The 19,060-nt window shown below is 60.6% G+C and carries 20 protein-coding genes and 1 other RNA gene; 14 read left to right on the top strand and 7 right to left on the bottom strand.

Features of this window, described 5'->3' with window-relative positions:
• Positions 1-98: 98 nt before the first annotated feature.
• From ubiD to IMW75_RS15945, 3 genes are all read left to right on the top strand, one after another.
• Positions 99-1,565 carry a 4-hydroxy-3-polyprenylbenzoate decarboxylase gene (ubiD, locus tag IMW75_RS15955; RefSeq protein WP_045059657.1) on the top strand — a complete coding sequence of 489 codons (1,467 nt, stop codon included), beginning with the start codon at positions 99-101 and terminating at the stop codon, positions 1,563-1,565.
• Entirely contained in the window at positions 1,565-2,533 is a 969-nt protein-coding gene (locus tag IMW75_RS15950; protein WP_205893150.1) for a CDP-6-deoxy-delta-3,4-glucoseen reductase, read from the top strand. Before ubiD ends, IMW75_RS15950 begins: the two co-directional genes overlap by 1 nt.
• A 328-nt stretch (positions 2,534-2,861) precedes the next feature.
• Positions 2,862-3,530 carry a gamma-glutamylcyclotransferase gene (locus IMW75_RS15945; protein WP_045059655.1) on the top strand — a complete coding sequence of 223 codons (669 nt, stop codon included), beginning with the start codon at positions 2,862-2,864 and terminating at the stop codon, positions 3,528-3,530.
• Here the strand turns inward: IMW75_RS15945 and glpT are convergent.
• Positions 3,506-4,855, bottom strand: a complete 1,350-nt coding sequence (gene glpT / locus IMW75_RS15940; RefSeq protein ID WP_045059654.1) for a glycerol-3-phosphate transporter — start codon at positions 4,853-4,855, stop codon at positions 3,506-3,508. The genes IMW75_RS15945 and glpT overlap by 25 nt on opposite strands.
• Positions 4,856-5,228: 373 nt before the next feature.
• Positions 5,229-6,206 carry an NADPH:quinone oxidoreductase family protein gene (locus tag IMW75_RS15935; protein ID WP_045059653.1) on the bottom strand — a complete coding sequence of 326 codons (978 nt, stop codon included), beginning with the start codon at positions 6,204-6,206 and terminating at the stop codon, positions 5,229-5,231.
• 150 nt (positions 6,207-6,356) lie between these two features.
• Here IMW75_RS15935 and IMW75_RS15930 point away from each other — a divergent pair, with 150 nt between their 5' ends.
• Entirely contained in the window at positions 6,357-6,764 is a 408-nt protein-coding gene (locus IMW75_RS15930; RefSeq protein ID WP_045059652.1) for a flagellar basal body-associated protein FliL, read from the top strand.
• A gap of 107 nt (positions 6,765-6,871) precedes the next feature.
• Here IMW75_RS15930 and IMW75_RS15925 read toward each other — a convergent pair whose 3' ends face one another.
• On the bottom strand, positions 6,872-7,321 hold the full coding sequence (locus tag IMW75_RS15925; RefSeq protein ID WP_205893149.1) for an EVE domain-containing protein: 450 nt from the start codon (positions 7,319-7,321) through the stop codon (positions 6,872-6,874).
• 194 nt (positions 7,322-7,515) lie between these two features.
• Here IMW75_RS15925 and IMW75_RS15920 point away from each other — a divergent pair, with 194 nt between their 5' ends.
• Positions 7,516-7,668: a hypothetical protein gene (locus tag IMW75_RS15920; protein WP_122841054.1), complete on the top strand. Its 153-nt coding sequence runs from the start codon at positions 7,516-7,518 to the stop codon at positions 7,666-7,668.
• A gap of 108 nt (positions 7,669-7,776) precedes the next feature.
• Here the strand turns inward: IMW75_RS15920 and IMW75_RS15915 are convergent, their stop codons facing one another.
• The 4 genes from IMW75_RS15915 to IMW75_RS15900 form a co-directional block, all read right to left on the bottom strand.
• Entirely contained in the window at positions 7,777-8,391 is a 615-nt protein-coding gene (locus IMW75_RS15915) for a 5-formyltetrahydrofolate cyclo-ligase (protein WP_205893148.1), read from the bottom strand.
• An 84-nt stretch (positions 8,392-8,475) separates the two neighbouring features.
• A non-coding RNA gene (gene ssrS, locus IMW75_RS15910) (6S RNA) lies at positions 8,476-8,654 on the bottom strand.
• Between the two features lie 30 nt (positions 8,655-8,684).
• Entirely contained in the window at positions 8,685-9,002 is a 318-nt protein-coding gene (locus IMW75_RS15905; protein WP_007942435.1) for a cell division protein ZapA, read from the bottom strand.
• On the bottom strand, positions 8,999-9,208 hold the full coding sequence (locus IMW75_RS15900) for a TIGR02449 family protein (protein ID WP_003213954.1): 210 nt from the start codon (positions 9,206-9,208) through the stop codon (positions 8,999-9,001). Before IMW75_RS15900 ends, IMW75_RS15905 begins: the two co-directional genes overlap by 4 nt.
• Positions 9,209-9,430: 222 nt before the next feature.
• Between IMW75_RS15900 and IMW75_RS15895 the strand changes: the two genes are divergently transcribed.
• From IMW75_RS15895 to gcvH, 9 genes are all read left to right on the top strand, one after another.
• Entirely contained in the window at positions 9,431-9,991 is a 561-nt protein-coding gene (locus IMW75_RS15895; RefSeq protein WP_045059649.1) for a YecA/YgfB family protein, read from the top strand.
• 27 nt (positions 9,992-10,018) lie between these two features.
• A complete protein-coding gene (gene pepP / locus IMW75_RS15890; RefSeq protein WP_045059648.1) occupies positions 10,019-11,353 on the top strand; it encodes a Xaa-Pro aminopeptidase in 1,335 nt (444 codons plus the stop codon).
• Positions 11,350-12,537, top strand: a complete 1,188-nt coding sequence (gene ubiH, locus IMW75_RS15885) for a 2-octaprenyl-6-methoxyphenyl hydroxylase (protein ID WP_045059647.1) — start codon at positions 11,350-11,352, stop codon at positions 12,535-12,537. Before pepP ends, ubiH begins: the two co-directional genes overlap by 4 nt.
• Positions 12,530-13,015 (top strand): DUF4442 domain-containing protein, encoded by a 486-nt coding sequence (locus IMW75_RS15880; protein WP_205893147.1) that lies wholly within the window; start codon positions 12,530-12,532, stop codon positions 13,013-13,015. The genes ubiH and IMW75_RS15880 overlap by 8 nt, the downstream gene beginning before the upstream one ends.
• Before the next feature lie 8 nt (positions 13,016-13,023).
• Positions 13,024-14,241 carry a 2-octaprenyl-3-methyl-6-methoxy-1,4-benzoquinol hydroxylase gene (locus IMW75_RS15875; protein ID WP_205893152.1) on the top strand — a complete coding sequence of 406 codons (1,218 nt, stop codon included), beginning with the start codon at positions 13,024-13,026 and terminating at the stop codon, positions 14,239-14,241.
• Positions 14,242-14,518: 277 nt separating this feature from the next.
• A complete protein-coding gene (locus IMW75_RS15870) occupies positions 14,519-15,523 on the top strand; it encodes an extracellular solute-binding protein (RefSeq protein WP_045059644.1) in 1,005 nt (334 codons plus the stop codon).
• A gap of 141 nt (positions 15,524-15,664) precedes the next feature.
• Positions 15,665-17,281, top strand: a complete 1,617-nt coding sequence (locus IMW75_RS15865; protein WP_205893146.1) for an ABC transporter permease — start codon at positions 15,665-15,667, stop codon at positions 17,279-17,281.
• A 156-nt stretch (positions 17,282-17,437) separates the two neighbouring features.
• Positions 17,438-18,520, top strand: a complete 1,083-nt coding sequence (gcvT, locus tag IMW75_RS15860) for a glycine cleavage system aminomethyltransferase GcvT (RefSeq protein WP_122841060.1) — start codon at positions 17,438-17,440, stop codon at positions 18,518-18,520.
• Between the two features lie 49 nt (positions 18,521-18,569).
• Positions 18,570-18,953 carry a glycine cleavage system protein GcvH gene (gcvH, locus tag IMW75_RS15855; RefSeq protein WP_045059641.1) on the top strand — a complete coding sequence of 128 codons (384 nt, stop codon included), beginning with the start codon at positions 18,570-18,572 and terminating at the stop codon, positions 18,951-18,953.
• The last annotated feature ends 107 nt before the right edge of the window (positions 18,954-19,060 follow it).

Here is a 19,060-nt window from a genome sequence, read left to right as displayed (position 1 = left end):
TATCTGATTTTTGATCATTGGCAGTTGGTGGTTCTGAACAGCGGGGTTCGGCGCTAAACTGCCTCCCCCGAACGCCACGGCCAAAACGAGGCTCACGCATGCAGTATCGCGACTTGCGCGACTTTATCAGCGGTCTGGAAAAGCGCGGCGAGCTCAAGCGCATCCAGGTTCCGGTGTCCCCTGTGCTGGAAATGACCGAGGTGTGCGATCGCACCTTGCGCGCCAAGGGTCCCGCGCTGCTTTTCGAAAACCCGACGGGTTATGACATCCCGGTGCTCGGCAACCTGTTTGGTACGCCAGAGCGCGTGGCGCTGGGCATGGGGGCGGAAGCCGTCAGCGAGTTGCGCGAGATCGGCAAGCTGCTGGCCTTCCTCAAGGAGCCCGAGCCGCCCAAGGGGCTGAAAGACGCCTGGTCCAAGCTGCCGATTTTCCGCAAGATCATCGCCATGGCGCCAAAAGTCGTCAAGGATGCGGTGTGTCAGGAAGTGGTCATTGAAGGCGACGACGTCGACCTCGCGATGCTGCCAGTGCAGACCTGCTGGCCAGGCGACGTCGGCCCGCTGATTACCTGGGGCCTGACCGTCACCAAAGGTCCGAACAAGGACCGCCAGAACCTCGGCATTTACCGTCAGCAAGTGATCGGCCGCAACAAGGTGATCATGCGCTGGCTCAGTCACCGGGGTGGTGCGCTGGATTACCGCGAGTGGTGTGAGAAGCATCCTGGGCAGCCGTTCCCGGTTTCCGTAGCGCTTGGCGCTGATCCGGCGACCATTCTCGGCGCCGTGACGCCAGTGCCGGACAGCCTGTCTGAATACGCCTTCGCCGGTTTGCTGCGCGGCAACCGCACCGAGCTGGTGAAGTGCCGTGGCAATGACCTGCAAGTGCCGGCCACCGCCGAGATCATCCTTGAAGGTGTGATCCATCCGGGCGAGATGGCGGATGAAGGTCCGTACGGCGACCACACCGGCTACTACAACGAAGTCGACAGCTTCCCGGTGTTCACGGTAGAGCGCATCACTCACCGCATCAAGCCGATCTACCACAGCACCTACACCGGCCGTCCGCCGGATGAACCGGCGATTCTCGGCGTGGCCCTGAACGAAGTGTTCGTGCCGATTCTGCAAAAGCAGTTCCCGGAGATCACCGACTTCTACCTGCCGCCCGAAGGCTGCTCGTACCGCATGGCTATCGTAACCATGAAGAAGTCATATCCCGGCCATGCCAAGCGGGTAATGTTGGGTGTCTGGTCGTTTTTGCGACAGTTCATGTACACCAAGTTCGTTATCGTCACTGACGACGATATCAACGCGCGAGACTGGAACGACGTGATCTGGGCCATCACCACGCGCATGGACCCCAAGCGCGATACGGTGATGATCGACAACACGCCGATCGACTACCTCGACTTCGCTTCGCCGGTATCCGGCCTGGGTTCGAAGATGGGGCTCGATGCCACGCATAAATGGCCGGGTGAAACCACTCGCGAGTGGGGCCGGGTCATCGTCAAGGACGAAGCCGTGACCAAACGGGTCGATGCCATCTGGAATCAGTTAGGAATAGATTGATGCGTGTAACTTTGCAGCCTTCCGGAGCGGTGCTACAGATTCTGCCCGGCGAGCGGATTCTCGATGGGGCGCGGCGCCTGGGCTACGACTGCCCGCAAAGCTGTCGCAACGGCAACTGTCATGTGTGCGCCGCGCTGCTGGTGGAAGGTCGCGTGGAGCAGAGCGGCGATGTGCGCGATCACGGTGAGTTCTACACTTGCATTGCGCAGCCGCTGGAAGACTGCGTCGTGCTGTGGGATGGCGTGCTCTCGCTGGGAGAATTACCTGTGCGTAGCTTGGCGTGTCAGGTCATTGAGTGCCGGGACGTGGGTGGCGACACCTGGCGCGTCAGCGTGCGAGCGCCTGCCGGCAAGCCGCCGCGCTATCACGCCGGGCAGTATCTGATGATCGAGCGGGAGAATGGCGAGAAGTCGGCCTTTTCCCTGGCCTCGGCGCCTCATTCGGGCCGGGATCTGCAAATACACGTGCTGGCGCGCGAAAGCAGTGCGCTGAGCCTGATAGATCAGCTGCAACGCAAGGCGATGGTGCGCATCGAGATGCCATTTGGCGACACCCACCTGGCGGAGTTGCCCGACGGCCCGCTGGTGCTGATCGCTGCGGGAACCGGCATGGGCCAGATTCACAGCCTGATCGAGCACTGTCGAGCCGCAGGTTTCAAGCATCCGGTCCACCTGTATTGGGGCGTGCGTCGGCCTGAAGATTTCTATGAAATCGAGCACTGGGATGAATGGCTGAAGCTGCCCAACCTGTTTCTGCATAAAGTCGTGAGCGATCAATGCGGCTGGGAAGGGCGTTGCGGCATGCTGCATGAGGCGGTCTGCGAGGACTTCGCCGACCTGAAGCCGTTGCATGTCTACGCGAGTGGCTCGCCAGCGATGGTGTACGGCACGCTGGACGCGCTGGTAGAAGCCGGGATGGATGCGCATCAGATGCGTGCGGATGTATTTGCGTATGCGCCGCGATCTTGATCCGCGATCTTGATCCTCGATCTTGATCCTCGATCTTGACCTTGCCCTTGTAGGAGCTGCCGCAGGCTGCGATCTTTTGACTTTGTTTTGAAAATCAAAAGATCGCAGCCTGCGGCAGCTCCTACGGTTAGCTTGCTTATATCTCCCTATATAGCTGATCGGTATTTATAGAAAACTGTAAATACCGGTAGGTTATATCTCATCAAGGCAATCATTTAAGAACTCTGCCATGGCACTTAAATTGCCTTAAAACATATGTGCCTTATTGTTACAGCGGTGCGTTCTATTAAGTAATTCTTCACTCGCGGGGAGCTGAACGCTAATCGCCATGAGCGCCATTGAATCTGCTTTTTTGAATCTGGCTTACCCTCCGCGGCTCGATCTGGGGCCGCAGCTCACTCACGAACAATTGCTCAGCTCGATGCAGTCCACCATGGCGCGCCACAAAGGTGGGCCGGTATGGCTGTTCGCTTACGGTTCCTTGATCTGGCGGCCCGAGTGCCCGGCTGTAGAGCGGGTACGCGGTCGGGTGCATGGCTATCATCGCGGTTTGTACCTGTGGTCGCACGAACATCGCGGCACGCCTGAAGTGCCCGGGCTGGTGTTTGGCCTGGATCGCGGCGGCTCCTGCAGCGGCTTCGCCTATCGCCTGCCGGAAGAACAGCTGGATGCCTCGCTGTATGCGCTCTGGCAGCGCGAAATGCCATTCCCTTCCTATCGCCCACACTGGCTCAACTGCCGTCTCGAAGACGGAAGTCAGGTCCAGGCATTGGGGTTCGTGTTGGAGCGACACTTGCCCAGCTACGCCGGCAACTTGCCGGACCACGTGCTGAGTCAGGTATTCGAAAATGCTTGCGGGCGCTACGGCACTACTCGCGATTACGTCGAGCAGACCGCCCACGCCCTGCGTAGCCACGCCATGCCAGACCGAAATCTGGAGGCGCGGCTCAAGCGCTGCAAGTCTTCAGTGGATCAGGCGACCGCTTCGCGGCTCTGACTGGCCACTTGCTTGTGCCACAGCGTGGGGGCCAGGAAGGCCATGGCCAGCAGGCACGCGCCGATCAATAGCACGAAGCCGCCGTCCCAGCCGAAGTGGTCCACGGTGTAGCCCATCGCCGCACTGGCCGCCACCGATCCACCCAGGTAGCCAAACAGGCCGGTAAAGCCTGCTGCCGTACCGGCTGCCTTCTTCGGCGCCAGTTCCAGTGCCTGCAGGCCGATCAGCATGACCGGGCCGTAGATCAGGAAGCCGATCGAAACCAGCGCGATCATGTCGACGGTCGGGTTGCCAGCCGGGTTCAGCCAATACACCAGAGTGGCCACGGTCACCAGTGCCATGAACACCATGCCGGTCAGGCCGCGGTTGCCGCGGAAGATCTTGTCCGACATCCAGCCGCACAACAGCGTGCCCGGGATACCGGCCCACTCGTAGAAGAAGTACGCCCACGAGGTTTTATCAACGGTGAAACCCTTGGCTTCCTTGAGGTAGGTCGGTGCCCAGTCCAGCACGCCGTAGCGCAGCAGGTAGACGAAGACGTTGGCCAGGGCGATGTACCAGAGCATTTTGTTGCGCAGCACGTACTTGACGAAGATTTCCTTGGCGCTGAATTCTTCTTCATGGCTGGCGTCGTAGCCTTCCGGATAATCGTTCTTGTACTTCTCGATGGGCGGCAGGCCGACCGATTGTGGCGTATCGCGCATGGTGGCAAAGGCAAATACCGCCACGGCCAAGGCTACGGCTGCAGGCACATAGAAGGCCGCATGCCAGTCGTTGAACAGGCCCATGCCCAGCAGGAACAGCGGGCCGATCAAACCGCCGCCGACGTTGTGCGCCACGTTCCACAGCGACACCACGCCGCCGCGTTCCTTTTGCGACCACCAGTGGACCATGGTCCGGCCACTCGGCGGCCAGCCCATGCCCTGGGCCCAGCCGTTGATGAACAGCAGGATGAACATAATGGTCACACTGGACGTCGCCCATGGCGCGAAACCAAAAATGAACATGACCCCGGCCGACACCAGTAGCCCGAACGGCAGGAAGAAGCGCGGGTTCGAGCGGTCGGAGACGATGCCCATCAGGAATTTCGACAGGCCATAGGCAATGGCGATGGCAGACAGCGCCAGGCCCAGCTCGCCGCGGGTGTAACCCTCTTCGATCAGGTAGGGCATGGCCAATGAGAAGTTTTTGCGCAGCAGGTAGTATCCGGCGTAGCCGATAAAGATACCGGCAAAGATCTGCCAGCGATGGCGTCGGTAGGCACTGTCTATTTTGTCTTCAGGCAAAGGAGCCTGATGCGCGGCAGGACGAAAGAAAGCAAACATTCAAGAGCTCCAGATTCTTGTTTTGACTGCGGATGCGAATGTTACAGTTTCGTTACCGAAAATAGCACCGGTAGCCATCGACCAAACAGCGGAAATGTCCGAGATCGCATGTTCTTTTACGAACATGTCGCTCAGACATAAGTGAAGGACGTTGCAGGAAAGATTACTTTGGCCGCGCTCAGGCACTCGGGCGCACGTTTTAGCCAGGTTTTATGGGACATGTCCTGCGTGCGTACCGGAAGTCATCACGTTCTTTTTCGGGTTTTCGGCCCGTAACCTATGCAGGAAGCAGTTCGCGAATCGATTCATGGAGGAAGTCCGGCTGAGGAGTTGACCTGGACGGGGTGGGTCCAGGCCAGACTGCTCCAGAGCTTTAGCGAACTTGCACCACCACCTTGCCGACCGCCTTGCGCTGTCCAAGGTCATTGATTGCCTGTGCCGCATTGCTGAGCGGATACACCTGCGACACCAGAGGCTTCAATTTGCCTTCAGCGAACCAGCCAAACAGCTGCTGGAAGTTCGCCGCATTGTCTTGCGGCTGGCGTTGGGCAAACGAGCCCCAGAACACCCCGACTACCGCTGCGCCCTTGAGCAACGCAAGGTTCACCGGCAGTTCCGGAATGCGCCCACTGGCAAAACCCACTACCAGCAGGCGGCCGTTCCAGGCGATGGCGCGGATGGCCTGGTCGAACAGGTCGCCGCCGACCGGGTCGTAGATCACGTCGGCGCCCTGGCCATCGGTCAGGCGTTTGACCTCATCCTTGAGGCTGGTTTCGCTGTAGTTGATCAGCTCATCTGCGCCGGCCGCCTTGGCCACTGCAAGCTTTTCCGCGCTGCTGGCGGCGGCGATCACCCGTGCGCCCATGGCTTTGCCGATTTCCACGGCGGCCAGGCCGACCCCTCCGGAGGCGCCCAGCACCAGCAGGGTTTCACCCGGCTGCAGGCTGCCCCTTTGCTTGAGGGCGTGCATTGATGTGCCGTAGGTCATGCTGAACGCAGCGGCGGTGTTGAAGTCCATCGACGGCGGAATCGGCAACACGTTATAGCCTGGCACTGCCACCTGCTCGGCGAAACTGCCCCAGCCGGTCAAGGCCATGACGCGGTCACCGACTTTCAAATGGCTGACTTTTTCACCGACCGCACTCACTACGCCAGCCGCCTCGCCACCAGGGGAAAACGGGAAGGGCGGCTTGAACTGGTATTTGCCCTCGATGATCAGCGTGTCCGGGAAATTGACCCCGGCGGCGTGCACGTCCAGCAGGATTTCATTCTTTTTTGCGACAGGGCTGGCGACGTCTTCCAGCACCAGCGATTCGGCAGGGCCGAAGGCTTTGCACAGCACGGCTTTCATCAGGGCTATTCCTTTGGGAGTGATGGCCGATAAGTGTAGGTGTGTGAGTCAACGGGTCAACGAGCATGCCTCGCCCTGATAGTCAGCCATAAGCTTGTGCTGACGCAGCGGGTCGTTATGCTAGGCCGCAAACCGGATAAGGAGCGAATTGTGAAAGCGTGGACCGTATTGATGCTGGCCCTGTGTCTGCCGGTGGCAGCGATGGCCGAAGAAGCCAAGGAAGAAGTAGCGCCGAAGGTCAACTACATCACCCTGACCCCGCCATTTGTGGGCAACTACGGCCTGGACGGCACGCCCAAGCTCAAGGTCTACAAGGCGGATGTCGCCTTGCGCGTCACTGGGGATGAGGCGACCAAACTGGTGAAGGCCAACGAGCCGTTGATTCGCAATCAGCTGGTGGCGTTGTTCGCGCAGCAGACGACCGAGGCGATGAACAATGTGGAGGCCAAGGAGAAACTGCGTCAGGAAGCCTTGAAGCAGACCCAGCAAATCATGAATGACGAGACGGGCAAGCCGGTGGTTGAGGATCTGTTGTTCAACAACCTTATTATCCAGTAAGCCTTTCTTTGTCTGATTGAAACATCAAAAGATGGCAGCCAGCGACAATTCCTGTCTGTGAGCGCGAACGTCTGTAGGCGCTGCCGCAGGTTGCGATCTTTTGTGCATTAGCGCAAAGCAATCACCGCCGCCCACTGCTCTGCCGTAACCGGCATCACCGACAGCCGCGAGCCTTTCTGCACCAGCGGCATCTCGGCCAGCGCCGCCTGCTGTTTCAGGTAGTCCAGCTTCAACACCTTGGCAAACGTCTCCACATGGGCGACATCAATCGCGCTCCAGGCGTTTTTCTCGGCCGTGGCCTTCGGGTCGTAGTAATGGCTTTCAGGCTCCAGGGCGGTAGGGTCCGGGTATGCGGCTTCAATGATCCTGCCGATCCCGGCGATCCCCGGTTCCGGGCAGCTGGAGTGGTAGAAGAAAAACTCGTCGCCCACCGCCATGGCCCGCAGGAAATTGCGCGCCTGATAGTTGCGAACCCCGTCCCAGCGCGCTGTGCCCAACTTTGCCAGGTCCTTTATGGACAGTTCGTCGGGCTCGGATTTCATCAGCCAATAGGCCATGGTTTTGCTCCTTGCGAAGTGAGTGGGCAAGTTGTCGGGCAATTTTATGACAAACCGACAGTCGGTTGACGCCAGCGTTTGCGTGTAGGGTCCCGTTGTCGCAAAATGCCGGCCTTCTTAGCTTGACGCTGCTGCACGGCCTACAACGGAAACCGCTGCTGTCATCGTGTTGATATGCCTTTGGGGGGCAATCGATGAAACGCAAACCGGATTTACTATGGATTTTGGTTATTTTGTTCGGCCTCGGCGTCGTGACCACCGGTTATGCCCAAAGTCTGTGGAGCAACAAGACTGACGCTCCTATGGAATTGACCCAGCAACAACAGCCGTCGGCCTTCAAGCGCTGATCTGATTTCCGGACGCCGCACCTGTAGGAGCAAAGCTTGCTCGCGACGGCGGCGTCACATTCAACATCCATCTGCCTGAAAGATCGCTATCGTGAGCAAGCTTTGCTCCTACGGTGCGATACCTGCGAAATACCAGCCCCTGTCCGTTACCGTTCCCTGCAGCGGCACATCCCAGCTCGCTTGAGCCAGTCGCTCGACTTTCTGACATTCATGAGCCAGCCCCAGCAGCGTCGGCTTGCGCCAGCTTTTGCGGCGTGCCAGATACGCCAGGCTCCTGTCATAAAAACCGCCACCCATGCCCAGGCGTCCGCCGACGTCGTCAAAACCGACTAATGGCAGCAGGACCAGGTCAAGCGTCCAGACTTTGCGCTGCGAAGCGAGGTTGGCTCGGGGCTCGAGGATGCGGAAGCGGTTGGGCTTGAGTTTATCCCCGGGGCGAATTCGCTGGAACACCATGCGCGTTCGTGGCCAGGCGCTGAGCACTGGCAGGTACGTCACCTTGCCCCTTTGCTGAGCCGCACGCAGCAGCAGGCGCGGATCAATTTCACCGTCGGTGGGCAAGTAGAGCGAGATATGTTTTGCGCGGCGAAACAGCGGATGCTGGGCCAGTTGCCTATACAGCCCGCGAGCGGCCTGGCGCTGTTGACTGGGAGTCAGTGCGCGGCGAGCCTTGCGCAGCATGCGTCGAAGTTGCGGGCGGGGCAGCAGCGCAGGTTCGGTCATGGATTCGGGCTCGCGGGTCGGGTGACTAAATCGTACCCGTAAAAAAGCCGATGCCGGTAACGAAACCGGCATCGGACTGGAATCAGGCTCCCCGGATGAACCGCTGCTGACTTAGCCCTTGAACCCGAAAGTTCAAGGTGGAAGATGCAGTAGGCTTTAAGGCTTTCCGTCTAGCGGACATGCACACCAGCCCAACGTGCAACCTCCAGGGTAGTGCGAATCGGCTCAGGGACGTGGTCAACTGGCAAGCACCCCAGGGAGTGATGCGAGTATACCCCAAGCAGTCGCACGAATCAGCCCTTGGTGACGTCCGGATCGGTAGCGAGCACCAGATCGACACGATCGAGCAGGTCGCGAACCTGCTCCCGGGTCGAGCCGCTGGCCTGTACATCCGGGCGTTCTTCCTTGTGCAGGAGGTCGTGCGTGATGTTCAGCGCGGCCATCACGGCAATGCGATCGGCACCGATGACTTTGCCGCTGCTGCGGATCTCGCGCATCTTGCCGTCCAGGTAACGGGCGGCGCTCACCAGGTTGCTGCGCTCTTCCTGGGGGCAGATGATCGAATACTCTTTATCGAGGATCTGCACGGTAACGCTATTGCTTGAACTCATGAGTCTTGCTCCAGGGCCTTGAGGCGCGAAATCATCGATTCGACCTTACGCCGAGCGATTTCATTTTTTTCAATGAGGTGCGCGCGTTCCTCGCGCCAGGTCTTTTCCTGAGCTAATAGGAGTCCGTTTTGGCTCTTTAGTTGCTCGACCCGGTTAATTAACAACTCGAGTCTGGCCATCAGCGCTTGCAGGTCGGTGTCTTCCATTGTCTTCACTGTCTGATGGGTGTCGGACTGCAGGAGCGAGCTTGGTCGGGGCGGCGATCCGACGGTGAACCCGAGAACGCTGCGGGGGTGTCACGCACACCGCGTTATCGTTTGCGACCATCGTCGGATCGCCGCCCGGAACAAGCTCGCTCCTACAGAGGAGTCGATGTAGGATACAAGGCCTTCATTCTAGACATTGCGCCGTCTGGCGCCTAGTTGCCCATGCCCATTCAGAATTCCCCGTACCAAGCCTTCGCCACCCTGCTGACTTCCAGCGGGCATAACGTCTCTCCCGCTGAGCTGCACGGGCTGTTGCTCGGCCGTAGCTGCGCCGGTGCCGGCTTCAATGCCGACGAGTGGCTGATCGATGCCGCCGAGCTGCTGGAAAGCGAGCCTCAGGATAACGTCCGCAACGCCTTGATCGGCTTGCAGGAGATGGTCAAGGGCGAGCTCACCGGCGACGACGTTACCGTCGTTCTGCTGCTGCCGACTGATGACGAACCACTGGCTGACCGCGCCGCCGCGCTGGGCCAATGGTGCCAGGGTTTCCTCAGCGGTTTTGGCTTGAACTGCCGTGACAGCAGCATGCTGAGCACCGAAGCCACAGAAGTGTTACAGGATCTGGCAGCCATTTCCCAGGTGCAGGACGCCCTGGAAGAATCCGACGACGGCGAAAGCGATTACATGGAAGTGATGGAGTACCTGCGAGTAGCACCGCTGCTGCTGTTCTCCGAAACCAGGAAGCCGGATGCGCCGGCTGCCGCCAAGCCGTCACTGCATTAATCGTTTGCCAGGGAAAGCCATCTGCCCATGATTCATATCCCGAAATCGGAATACAGCCGTCGCCGCAAGGCCCTGATGGCGCAGATGGAGCCCAACAGCATTGCCATCCTGCCCGCTGCAGCGGTGGCCATTCGCAATCGTGACGTGGAGCACGTCTACCGTCAGGACAGCGACTTCCAGTACCTGAGCGGTTTTCCCGAGCCCCAGGCCGTGCTGGTGCTGATGCCTGGGCGGTCACATGGCGAGTACATTCTGTTCTGCCGTGAACGCAATGCCGAACGCGAGTTGTGGGACGGCCTGCGTGCGGGTCAGGAAGGCGCGATCCGCGACTTTGGCGCCGACGATGCGTTTCCCATTACCGACATCGACGACATCCTCCCGGGCCTGATCGAAGGGCGCGACCGGGTGTATTCGGCCATGGGCAGCAATCCGGAATTCGATCGGCACCTGATGGACTGGATCAATGTGATCCGCTCCAAGGCCCACCTGGGCGCCCAGCCGCCGAACGAATACGTTGCCCTGGATCATCTGCTGCACGACATGCGCCTGTATAAATCGGCGGCAGAAGTGAAGGTGATGCGCGAGGCCGCACGGATTTCCGCCCAGGCGCATATCCGTGCGATGCAGGCCAGTCGCCCAGGGCTATACGAATTCAGCCTGGAAGCCGAGCTGGACTACGAGTTCCGCAAAGGCGGGGCGAAGATGCCGGCTTACGGCTCGATCGTCGCCGCCGGGCGCAACACCTGCATCCTGCACTACCAGCAGAACGACGCGCTGCTCAAGGATGGCGATCTGGTGCTGATCGACGCCGGTTGCGAGATTGACTGCTACGCCAGCGACATCACCCGCACCTGGCCGGTGAATGGCAAGTATTCGGCTGAACAGAAGGCGATATATGAACTGGTGCTGGCTTCCCAGGAAGCCGCGTTCGCCGAAATAGCACCAAACAAACACTGGAATCAGGCGCACGAAGCTACGGTCCGGGTGATCACCTCGGGCCTGGTGGAGTTGGGTCTGCTGCAGGGCGATGTCGATGAGCTGATTGCCAGCGAAGCCTACAAGGCTTTCTACATGCACCGCGCCGGGCATTGGCTGGGCATGGATGTGCATGATGTCGGCGAGTACAAGGTTGGCGGCGAGTGGCGGGTGCTGGAAGTCGGCATGGCCCTGACGGTGGAACCGGGCATCTACATTGCCGCGGACAATCAGAAAGTTGCGAAAAAATGGCGCGGCATTGGCGTGCGCATCGAGGACGACGTGGTGGTGACCAAGACCGGTTGTGAAATCCTGACCAGAGGCGTACCGAAGACGGTCGCCGAGATCGAGGCCTTGATGGCTGCCGCACGGGCACAAGCGGCATGAGTCGGGCAAACCTGGCAATCATCGGGGGTGGCCTGGTCGGCGCCAGTCTGGCCTTGGCGTTGCAGGCAGGAGCCAAGGCCCGTGGCTGGAAGATCGTGCTGATCGAGCCCTTCGCGCCCGGCGACACCTACCAGCCAAGCTATGATGCGCGTTCCTCGGCGCTGTCCTACGGCGCCCGACAGATTTATCAACGGCTGGGCGTGTGGCAGGAGATTACCCGCCGCGCCGAGCCGATCAAGCAGATCCACGTCTCTGACCGCGGTCGCTTCTCTACCGCGCGCCTGTCGGCGATGGAGGAGGGCGTGCCGGCGCTGGGTTATGTGGTGGAGAACGCCTGGCTTGGCCAGTGCCTTTGGCAAGCGCTGGACAAGGACGTCATCACCTGGCGCTGCCCGGCTGAAGTCACCGCCATGGAGCCGCTGACCGATGGTTATCGCCTGACCCTCAACGATGAAACCACTTTGGAATGCGACCTCGCCGTGCTCGCTGATGGTGGTCGCTCCGGGCTTCGCGAGCAATTGGGCGTGGGCATCCGCAAGCGTCCGTACAACCAGAGCGCGCTGATTGCCAACATCACCCCGAGTGAATCCCATAACGGCGTGGCGTTCGAGCGTTTCACCGACGACGGCCCGATGGCATTGCTGCCATTGCCGGACAACCGCTGCGCCCTGGTCTGGACGCGCCAGGGTATGGACGCGCAGCGCCTGGCGGCGCTGGACGAGCGTGCATTCCTCAGTGAGCTGCAGGGTGTTTTCGGTTATCGCCTTGGCACCCTCAAGCAGGTCGGTGCGCGACATCTGTACCCTTTGACGCTGATTGAGGCCGAGGAACAGGTGCGTCCGCACCTGGCAATTCTCGGCAATGCGGCACATAGCCTGCACCCGATTGCCGGCCAGGGTTTCAACCTGTCGCTGCGTGATGCCCAGGCCCTGGCCGATGCGCTGCTGGCGAGCGCAAAAGCCCCCGGCGATTTCGCCACCCTGCAGGCTTACCGCGAGCGTCAGCGCCTGGATCAAAACTTGACGGTCGGCTTCTCGGACCAGGTCACTCGCTTGTTCGGCAGCACCCAGCCACTGGTTTCCCTGGGTCGCAATCTCGGCCTGCTGGGCCTGGACCTGCTGCCGCCGGCCAAGCGCTGGTTCGCCCGGCAGGCCATGGGACTGGGTACCCGTCCCGATGCTTGACTGGTTGAGCAAAAAATTTGGCAAGGCACGGCTGATGCGTTGGGCGATGACCCTGTACCCGCCGTACCTCGGTGCCGGCGTCCGTGTGCAGCACATCAGCGATGACTTTCGTGACGTGCGGGTGCGCATGGGGCTGGGCTGGTACAACCGCAATTATGTCGGGACCCAGTTCGGCGGCAGCCTGTATTCGATGGTCGATCCGTTTTTCATGTTGATGCTGATGGAGAACCTCGGTCACCGGTACATCGTCTGGGACAAGGCCGCCGATATCGATTTCATTGCGCCCGGCAAGGGCCCGGTATTCGCCCGCTTCACCATTGACGATACCTTGCTCGATGAGATCCGCCGGCAAACGGCCGATGGCAAAAAATACCTGCCGCAGTTGCAGGTCGATATTCATGACGGCGCCGGCCATTTGGTGGCGCGGGTCGGCAAAACCCTTTATGTGCGGCTCAAGCCGCAAGCGAGACAGGCATAAGCATGGAAATGCGCGCAGATCTGCTGATTGTCGGGGCCGGAATGGTCGGCAGTGCCCTGGCGCTGGCGTTACAGGGCAGCGGGCTGGAAGTGCTGCTGCTGGACGGCAGCCCCATGAGCGTCAAACCCTTCGACAACCAGGCGCCGTTCGAGCCGCGAGTGAGTGCCCTGTCGGCCGCCAGCCAGCGGATTCTGGAGCGTCTGGATGTTTGGGATGGCATCGCAAGCCGGCGCACCAGCCCCTACACCGACATGCACGTGTGGGACGGCAGTGGCACCGGGCAGATTCACTTCTCGGCGGCCAGTGTTCACGCCGAAGTGCTTGGGCACATTGTCGAAAACCGCGTGGTTCAGGATGCCTTGCTCGATCGCCTGCACGACTGTGACCTTGGCCTGCTGGCCAATGCACGCCTGGAACAGATGCGTCGTTCCGGGGATGACTGGCTGCTGACCCTGGCCGACGGTCGCACGTTGCGCGCACCCCTGGTGATCGCTGCCGATGGCGCCAATTCGGCGGTACGGCGCCTGACCGGCATGGCCACACGCGAGTGGGATTACCTGCACCACGCGATCGTCACCAGCGTGCGCAGCTCCAACTCACATCAGATGACCGCCTGGCAACGCTTCACCGACCATGGCCCCCTGGCCTTCCTGCCGTTGGAACGCGACGGTCAGCAGGATTGGTGCTCGATTGTGTGGTCGACCACCCCCGGCGAAGCCGAGCGGCTGATGGCGCTGGACGAACAAGGTTTCTGTCGCGAACTGGAGCGGGCCTTCGAAGGTCGACTCGGCACCGTGCTGGGTGCCGATCCACGCGTATGCGTGCCGTTACGCCAGCGCCATGCCAAACGCTATGTCGCTGAAGGCCTGGCATTGATTGGCGATGCAGCACACACCATTCACCCGCTGGCTGGCCAGGGCGTGAACCTGGGGTTCCTCGATGCAGCGGTACTGGCGGAGGTCCTGCTGCAAGCGCTCGAGCGCGGCGAGCGCCTGGCGGACCCTAAGGTTTTGAGCCGCTACGAGCGTCGGCGCATGCCCCACAACCTGGCGCTGATGGCGGCGATGGAAGGCTTTGAACGTTTGTTCCAGGCCGATCCATTGCCGGTGCGCTGGTTGCGCAATGCCGGGTTGAAGCTGGTGGACCAGATGCCCGAGGCGAAGGCGCTGTTCGTGCGCGAGGCGCTGGGGTTGACCGGGGATCTGCCGGCGCTGGCCAAGATCTGAACCTTTGGTTGGGGCGAAGGCCAAGATCTTGTAGGAGCTGCCGAAGGCTGCGATCTTTTGATCTTGAATGTGTTTGGTTCGCTGAAAAGCAAAAATCAAAAGATCGCAGCCTTCGGCAGCTCCTACAAGAGAGCGGGGTTGCTCGCGAGGGGTCGGCTCATTCAACAAAATCCCAAGCCATGCAACATCTGGTAACTCCTCCACCCACTCATCGATTGAGAAGGCGAATGTGAGTCCTTATCATTTCGCCTCACACTTCAATCGAGAGACTGCTCCCATGTTGGCACCGAAGCGTCTACTGACCGCACTCGCCCTGACCCTGATCGGCAGCACCATCGCCCAGGCTGCCGATGAGGTAGTGGTTTACTCGTCGCGTATCGACGAGCTGATCAAACCGGTTTTTGATGCCTACACCGCAAAAACCGGGGTGCAGGTCAAATTCATCACCGACAAGGAAGCGCCGCTGATGCAGCGGATCAAGGCCGAAGGCGAGAATGCCACGGCCGACCTGCTGCTCACCGTCGATGCCGGCAACCTCTGGCAAGCGGAGCAGATGGGCATCCTGCAACCGTTCACTTCCAAAGTGATCGACGCCAACATCCCCTTGCAGTACCGCTCCTCCGCTCACGCCTGGACCGGCCTGAGCCTGCGAGCGCGGACCATTGCCTATTCGACGACGCGAGTGAAACCCGGCGAGTTGACCACCTATGAAGGCCTGGCCGACAAGAACTGGGAAGGGCGCCTGTGCCTTCGCACGGCGAAAAAGGTCTACAACCAGTCCCTGACCGCGACCATGATCGAAGTCCATGGCGCCGACAAAACCGAGCAGATCCTCAAGGGCTGGGTGAACAACCTGTCCACCGACGTTTTCTCCGATGACATCGCCGTGCTGGAAGCGATCAACGCCGGCCAATGCGATGTGGGCATCGTCAACACCTACTACTACGGCCGCCTGCACAAGCAGAAGCCGGACCTGGCGGTAAAGCTGTTCTGGCCTAACCAGGGGGATCGCGGGGTGCACGTCAACCTGTCGGGTATCGGTCTGACCAAGCATGCGCCACACCCGGAGGCGGCCAAGGCGCTGGTGGAATGGATGACGACCCCTGAAGCGCAAAAAATCTTCGCCGACGTGAACCAGGAATTCCCGGCCAACCCGGCTGTGCCGCCGTCCGCTGAAGTGGCGAGCTGGGGCAAGTTTGTCGCCGACACCTTGCCGGTGGAAATTGCCGGCAAGCGTCAGGCGGAAGCGATCCGGATGATGGATCGGGCTGGCTGGAACTGAGTCTGGTTCTTTAAAGATCAAAAGATCGCAGCCTCCGGCAGCTCCTACAGGGTGTACATAATCCCAATGTAGGCGCTGCGGGAGGCTGCGATCTTTTTGCGTTTTCCCTACACTGCACGATTTTCCCGCGAGAGCGCTTCCTTGGCCCACCCCGCCCAACGCCGCTGGTATCCCCTGGTCTTCGCCATCGCTGCGCTGGTCCTGCTGCCCCTCAGTGTCTTGCTGTTGTCATGGAAGAGCATCGATTTTCAGATCTGGTCCCACCTCTGGGACACCCAGATGCCGCGGCTGCTGGGCAATACGCTGACCCTGGTGGTCGGCGTCGGGGTCGGCGTTACGTTGCTGGGCGTCAGCCTGGCCTGGCTCACCAGCCTCTGTGAGTTTCCCGGGCGTCGTTGGCTGGATTGGGCGCTGATGCTGCCGTTCGCGATCCCTGCGTACGTGCTGGCCTTTGTCTTCGTCGGGTTGCTGGATTTCGCCGGTCCCGTGCAAACCTTGCTGCGTGAATGGTTCGGCACCGGGCTGCGGCTGCCGCGAGTGCGCTCGACCGGTGGCGTTATCCTGGTTCTGGTGCTGGTGTTTTATCCCTACGTTTACCTGTTGGCGCGCACTGCGTTTCTGGCCCAGGGCAAAGGCTTGATGGAAGCCGCGCGCGTCCTTGGTCAGTCCCCGTGGCAGGCGTTCTGGCGGGTGGCACTGCCCATGGCTCGCCCGGCGATCGGCGCCGGCGTGGCGTTGGCCCTGATGGAGACCCTGGCGGATTTCGGGGCCGTGTCGGTGTTCAACTTCGATACGTTCACGACAGCTATCTACAAGACCTGGTATGGATTCTTCAGCCTGTCCACGGCGGCTCAGTTGGCCAGCCTGTTGCTGCTGGTAGTGATGGTGGTGCTGTACGGCGAGCGACGGGCCCGTGGCGCCAACCGGGCGAGCAACGAGCGGCCGCGGGTCAAGGCGCTTTATCACCTGCGCGGCTTCAAGGCGGTCGCCGCCATGAGTTGGTGCGGGCTGGTGTTCGCCTGTGCCTTCGTCATCCCCATGCTGCAACTGGTCGTGTGGTTCTGGCAGCGGGGGCGCCTGGACCTCGATGAGCGCTACGCCGGGCTGATCGTTCATACCCTGTATCTGGGCGCCATGGCTGCGTTGATTATCGTCAGCGTCGCGCTGGTGCTGGCATTCGCCCGCCGCCTGGCGCCGACCCGGGCAATTCGTTCCGGCGTAAGCCTGGCCAATCTGGGATACGCCTTGCCCGGGTCGGTTCTGGCGGTGTCGATCATGCTGGCATTCAGTTATCTGGATCGCGAACTGGTGATTCCGCTGTCCGGTTGGCTGGGCGGGGCGGGCAAGCCGCTGCTGCTGGGCAGCCTGTGTGCGTTGTTGCTGGCCTACCTGGTGCGATTCATAGCCGTGGCCTACGGCCCCCTGGAAAGCAGCCTGGCGCGTATACGGCCATCTTTGCCCGAAGCGGCACGTAGCCTCGGCGTCAGTGGCCCGCGACTGTTTTTCAAGGTGTATCTGCCGTTATTGCTCCCAGGGACCTTGAGCGCTGCCTTGCTGGTATTCGTCGACGTGCTCAAGGAAATGCCCGCGACCCTGCTGATGCGCCCGTTTGGCTGGGACACGCTGGCGGTGCGGATTTTTGAAATGACCAGCGAGGGCGAGTGGGCGAGGGCTTCCTTGCCGGCGCTGACGCTGGTTATGGTGGGGCTGTTACCGGTCATCGGATTGATCAGACGCTCGGCGCATCGAAACGCCTAGGTGCCAGTCCTACACCTTGCAGCTACAATGCGCGGCATTCGGTGCGGCATGTCCTACAGCTCTGGTCGCTGAAATCGGCTCAAAGCCCTCTAATTCAAGGCTTTCAGCCCATGCAGAACTTGCCCGCACCTTCGCCACGCCCGGAAGGAGAAACCCATGGGACAGCGTACGCCTCTGTATGACCTTCATCTCGCCCTCGGCGCGAAGATGGTCGATTTTGGCGGTTGGGATATGCCCCTGCATTACGGCTCGCAGGTCGAGGAACACCACCAGGTGCGCCGCGATTGCGGGGTTTTCGATGTATCCCACATGACCGTGATCGATATCAGCGGCCCCCAGGCCAAGGCCTGGCTCCAGTATTTGCTGGCCAATGATGTCGAGCGACTGCACAGCCCCGGCCGTGCCTTGTACAGCACCATGCTCAACGAGCGGGGCGGCATCGTCGATGACATGTTGGTCTATCGACTCGAGGACGGTTATCGGTTGGTGGTCAACGCTTCCACTCGCGATCAGGACCTGGCCTGGATGCAGGCGCATCTCGACGGGTTCGATGTGCAACTGGTTGAGCGCTCGGAACTGGCCATGCTGGCCATCCAGGGCCCTCAGGCTCGACACAAGATATGCGAACTCGTCTCCCAGTCCCGTGGCAACCTGATCCAGCTGCTCAAACCGTTTGAAGGTCGCAGCGATGGTGACTGGTTCATCGCCCGCACCGGCTATACCGGTGAAGACGGGCTGGAAATTGTCCTGCCCGCCAGTCAGGCGCCGGGCTTCTTCAACGACCTGGTTGGCGCGGGCATTTCGCCGATCGGCCTGGGTGCACGCGACACGTTGCGGGTTGAAGCCGGCATGAACCTTTACGGCCAGGACATCGATCAGGAGGTTTCGCCCCTGGTTTCGAACATGGCCTGGAGCATTGCCTGGGAACCGGCCAGTCGCCAGTTCGTCGGCCGCGCGGCCCTGGAAGCCGAGCGGGCCGGTGGCATTCAACACAAACTGGTCGGCCTGGTGCTGGAAGAGCGTGGGGTACTTCGCGCTCATCAGGTCGTTCGCATAGCCGATGTTGGCGAAGGAGAGATCACCAGTGGTAGTTTCTCTCCTACGCTTAGCAAGTCGATTGCACTGGCGCGCGTGCCGATGGCCACTGCCGACCGCGCCGAAGTGGAAATCCGTGGCAAGTGGTACCCGGTTCGAGTGGTCAAACCGACCTTCGTACGCCATGGCAAAACCTTGATCTAACTTTTTTGGCGGGCACTGACCGCTGATATTTATTCCCGAGGACACAGAAATGAGCAATATCCCTGCCGACCTGCGTTTTGCCGAAAGTCACGAATGGGCCCGTCTTGAAGCCGATGGCACCGTTACCGTGGGCATCAGCGACCACGCTCAGGAAGCCCTGGGTGACGTAGTGTTCGTCGAGCTGACTGAAGTCGGTAAAGTCTTCGCCGCTGAAGATCAGGCGGGCGTAGTCGAGTCGGTGAAGGCCGCTTCGGACATCTATTCCCCGATTGCCGGTGAAGTGATTGCAGTCAACGAAGAGCTGGGCGGTTCGCCCGAGTTGCTCAACACCGACCCGTACGGCGCTTGGATCTTCAAGCTCAAGCCAAGCAACGTGGCTGACCTGGACAAGCTGCTCGATGCCGGCGCCTACAAAGCCGCTATCGGCGAGTAAGCGTTCAGCACCACCCCAAAGCCCCGACCTGTCGGGGCTTTTTTTCGATCTTTTGATCTTCGCGGGCACCGCGACGGTGCCTGCTATGCTGGTTTGACCGTGTTACA

Origin of the sequence: Pseudomonas gregormendelii (assembly GCF_017114825.1) — a bacterium.
In the GTDB taxonomy this organism is placed as follows: domain Bacteria; phylum Pseudomonadota; class Gammaproteobacteria; order Pseudomonadales; family Pseudomonadaceae; genus Aquipseudomonas; species Aquipseudomonas gregormendelii.
The sequence above is the reverse complement of the archived record's forward strand: the minus strand, read 5'-3'. Positions and strand labels throughout refer to the sequence as shown.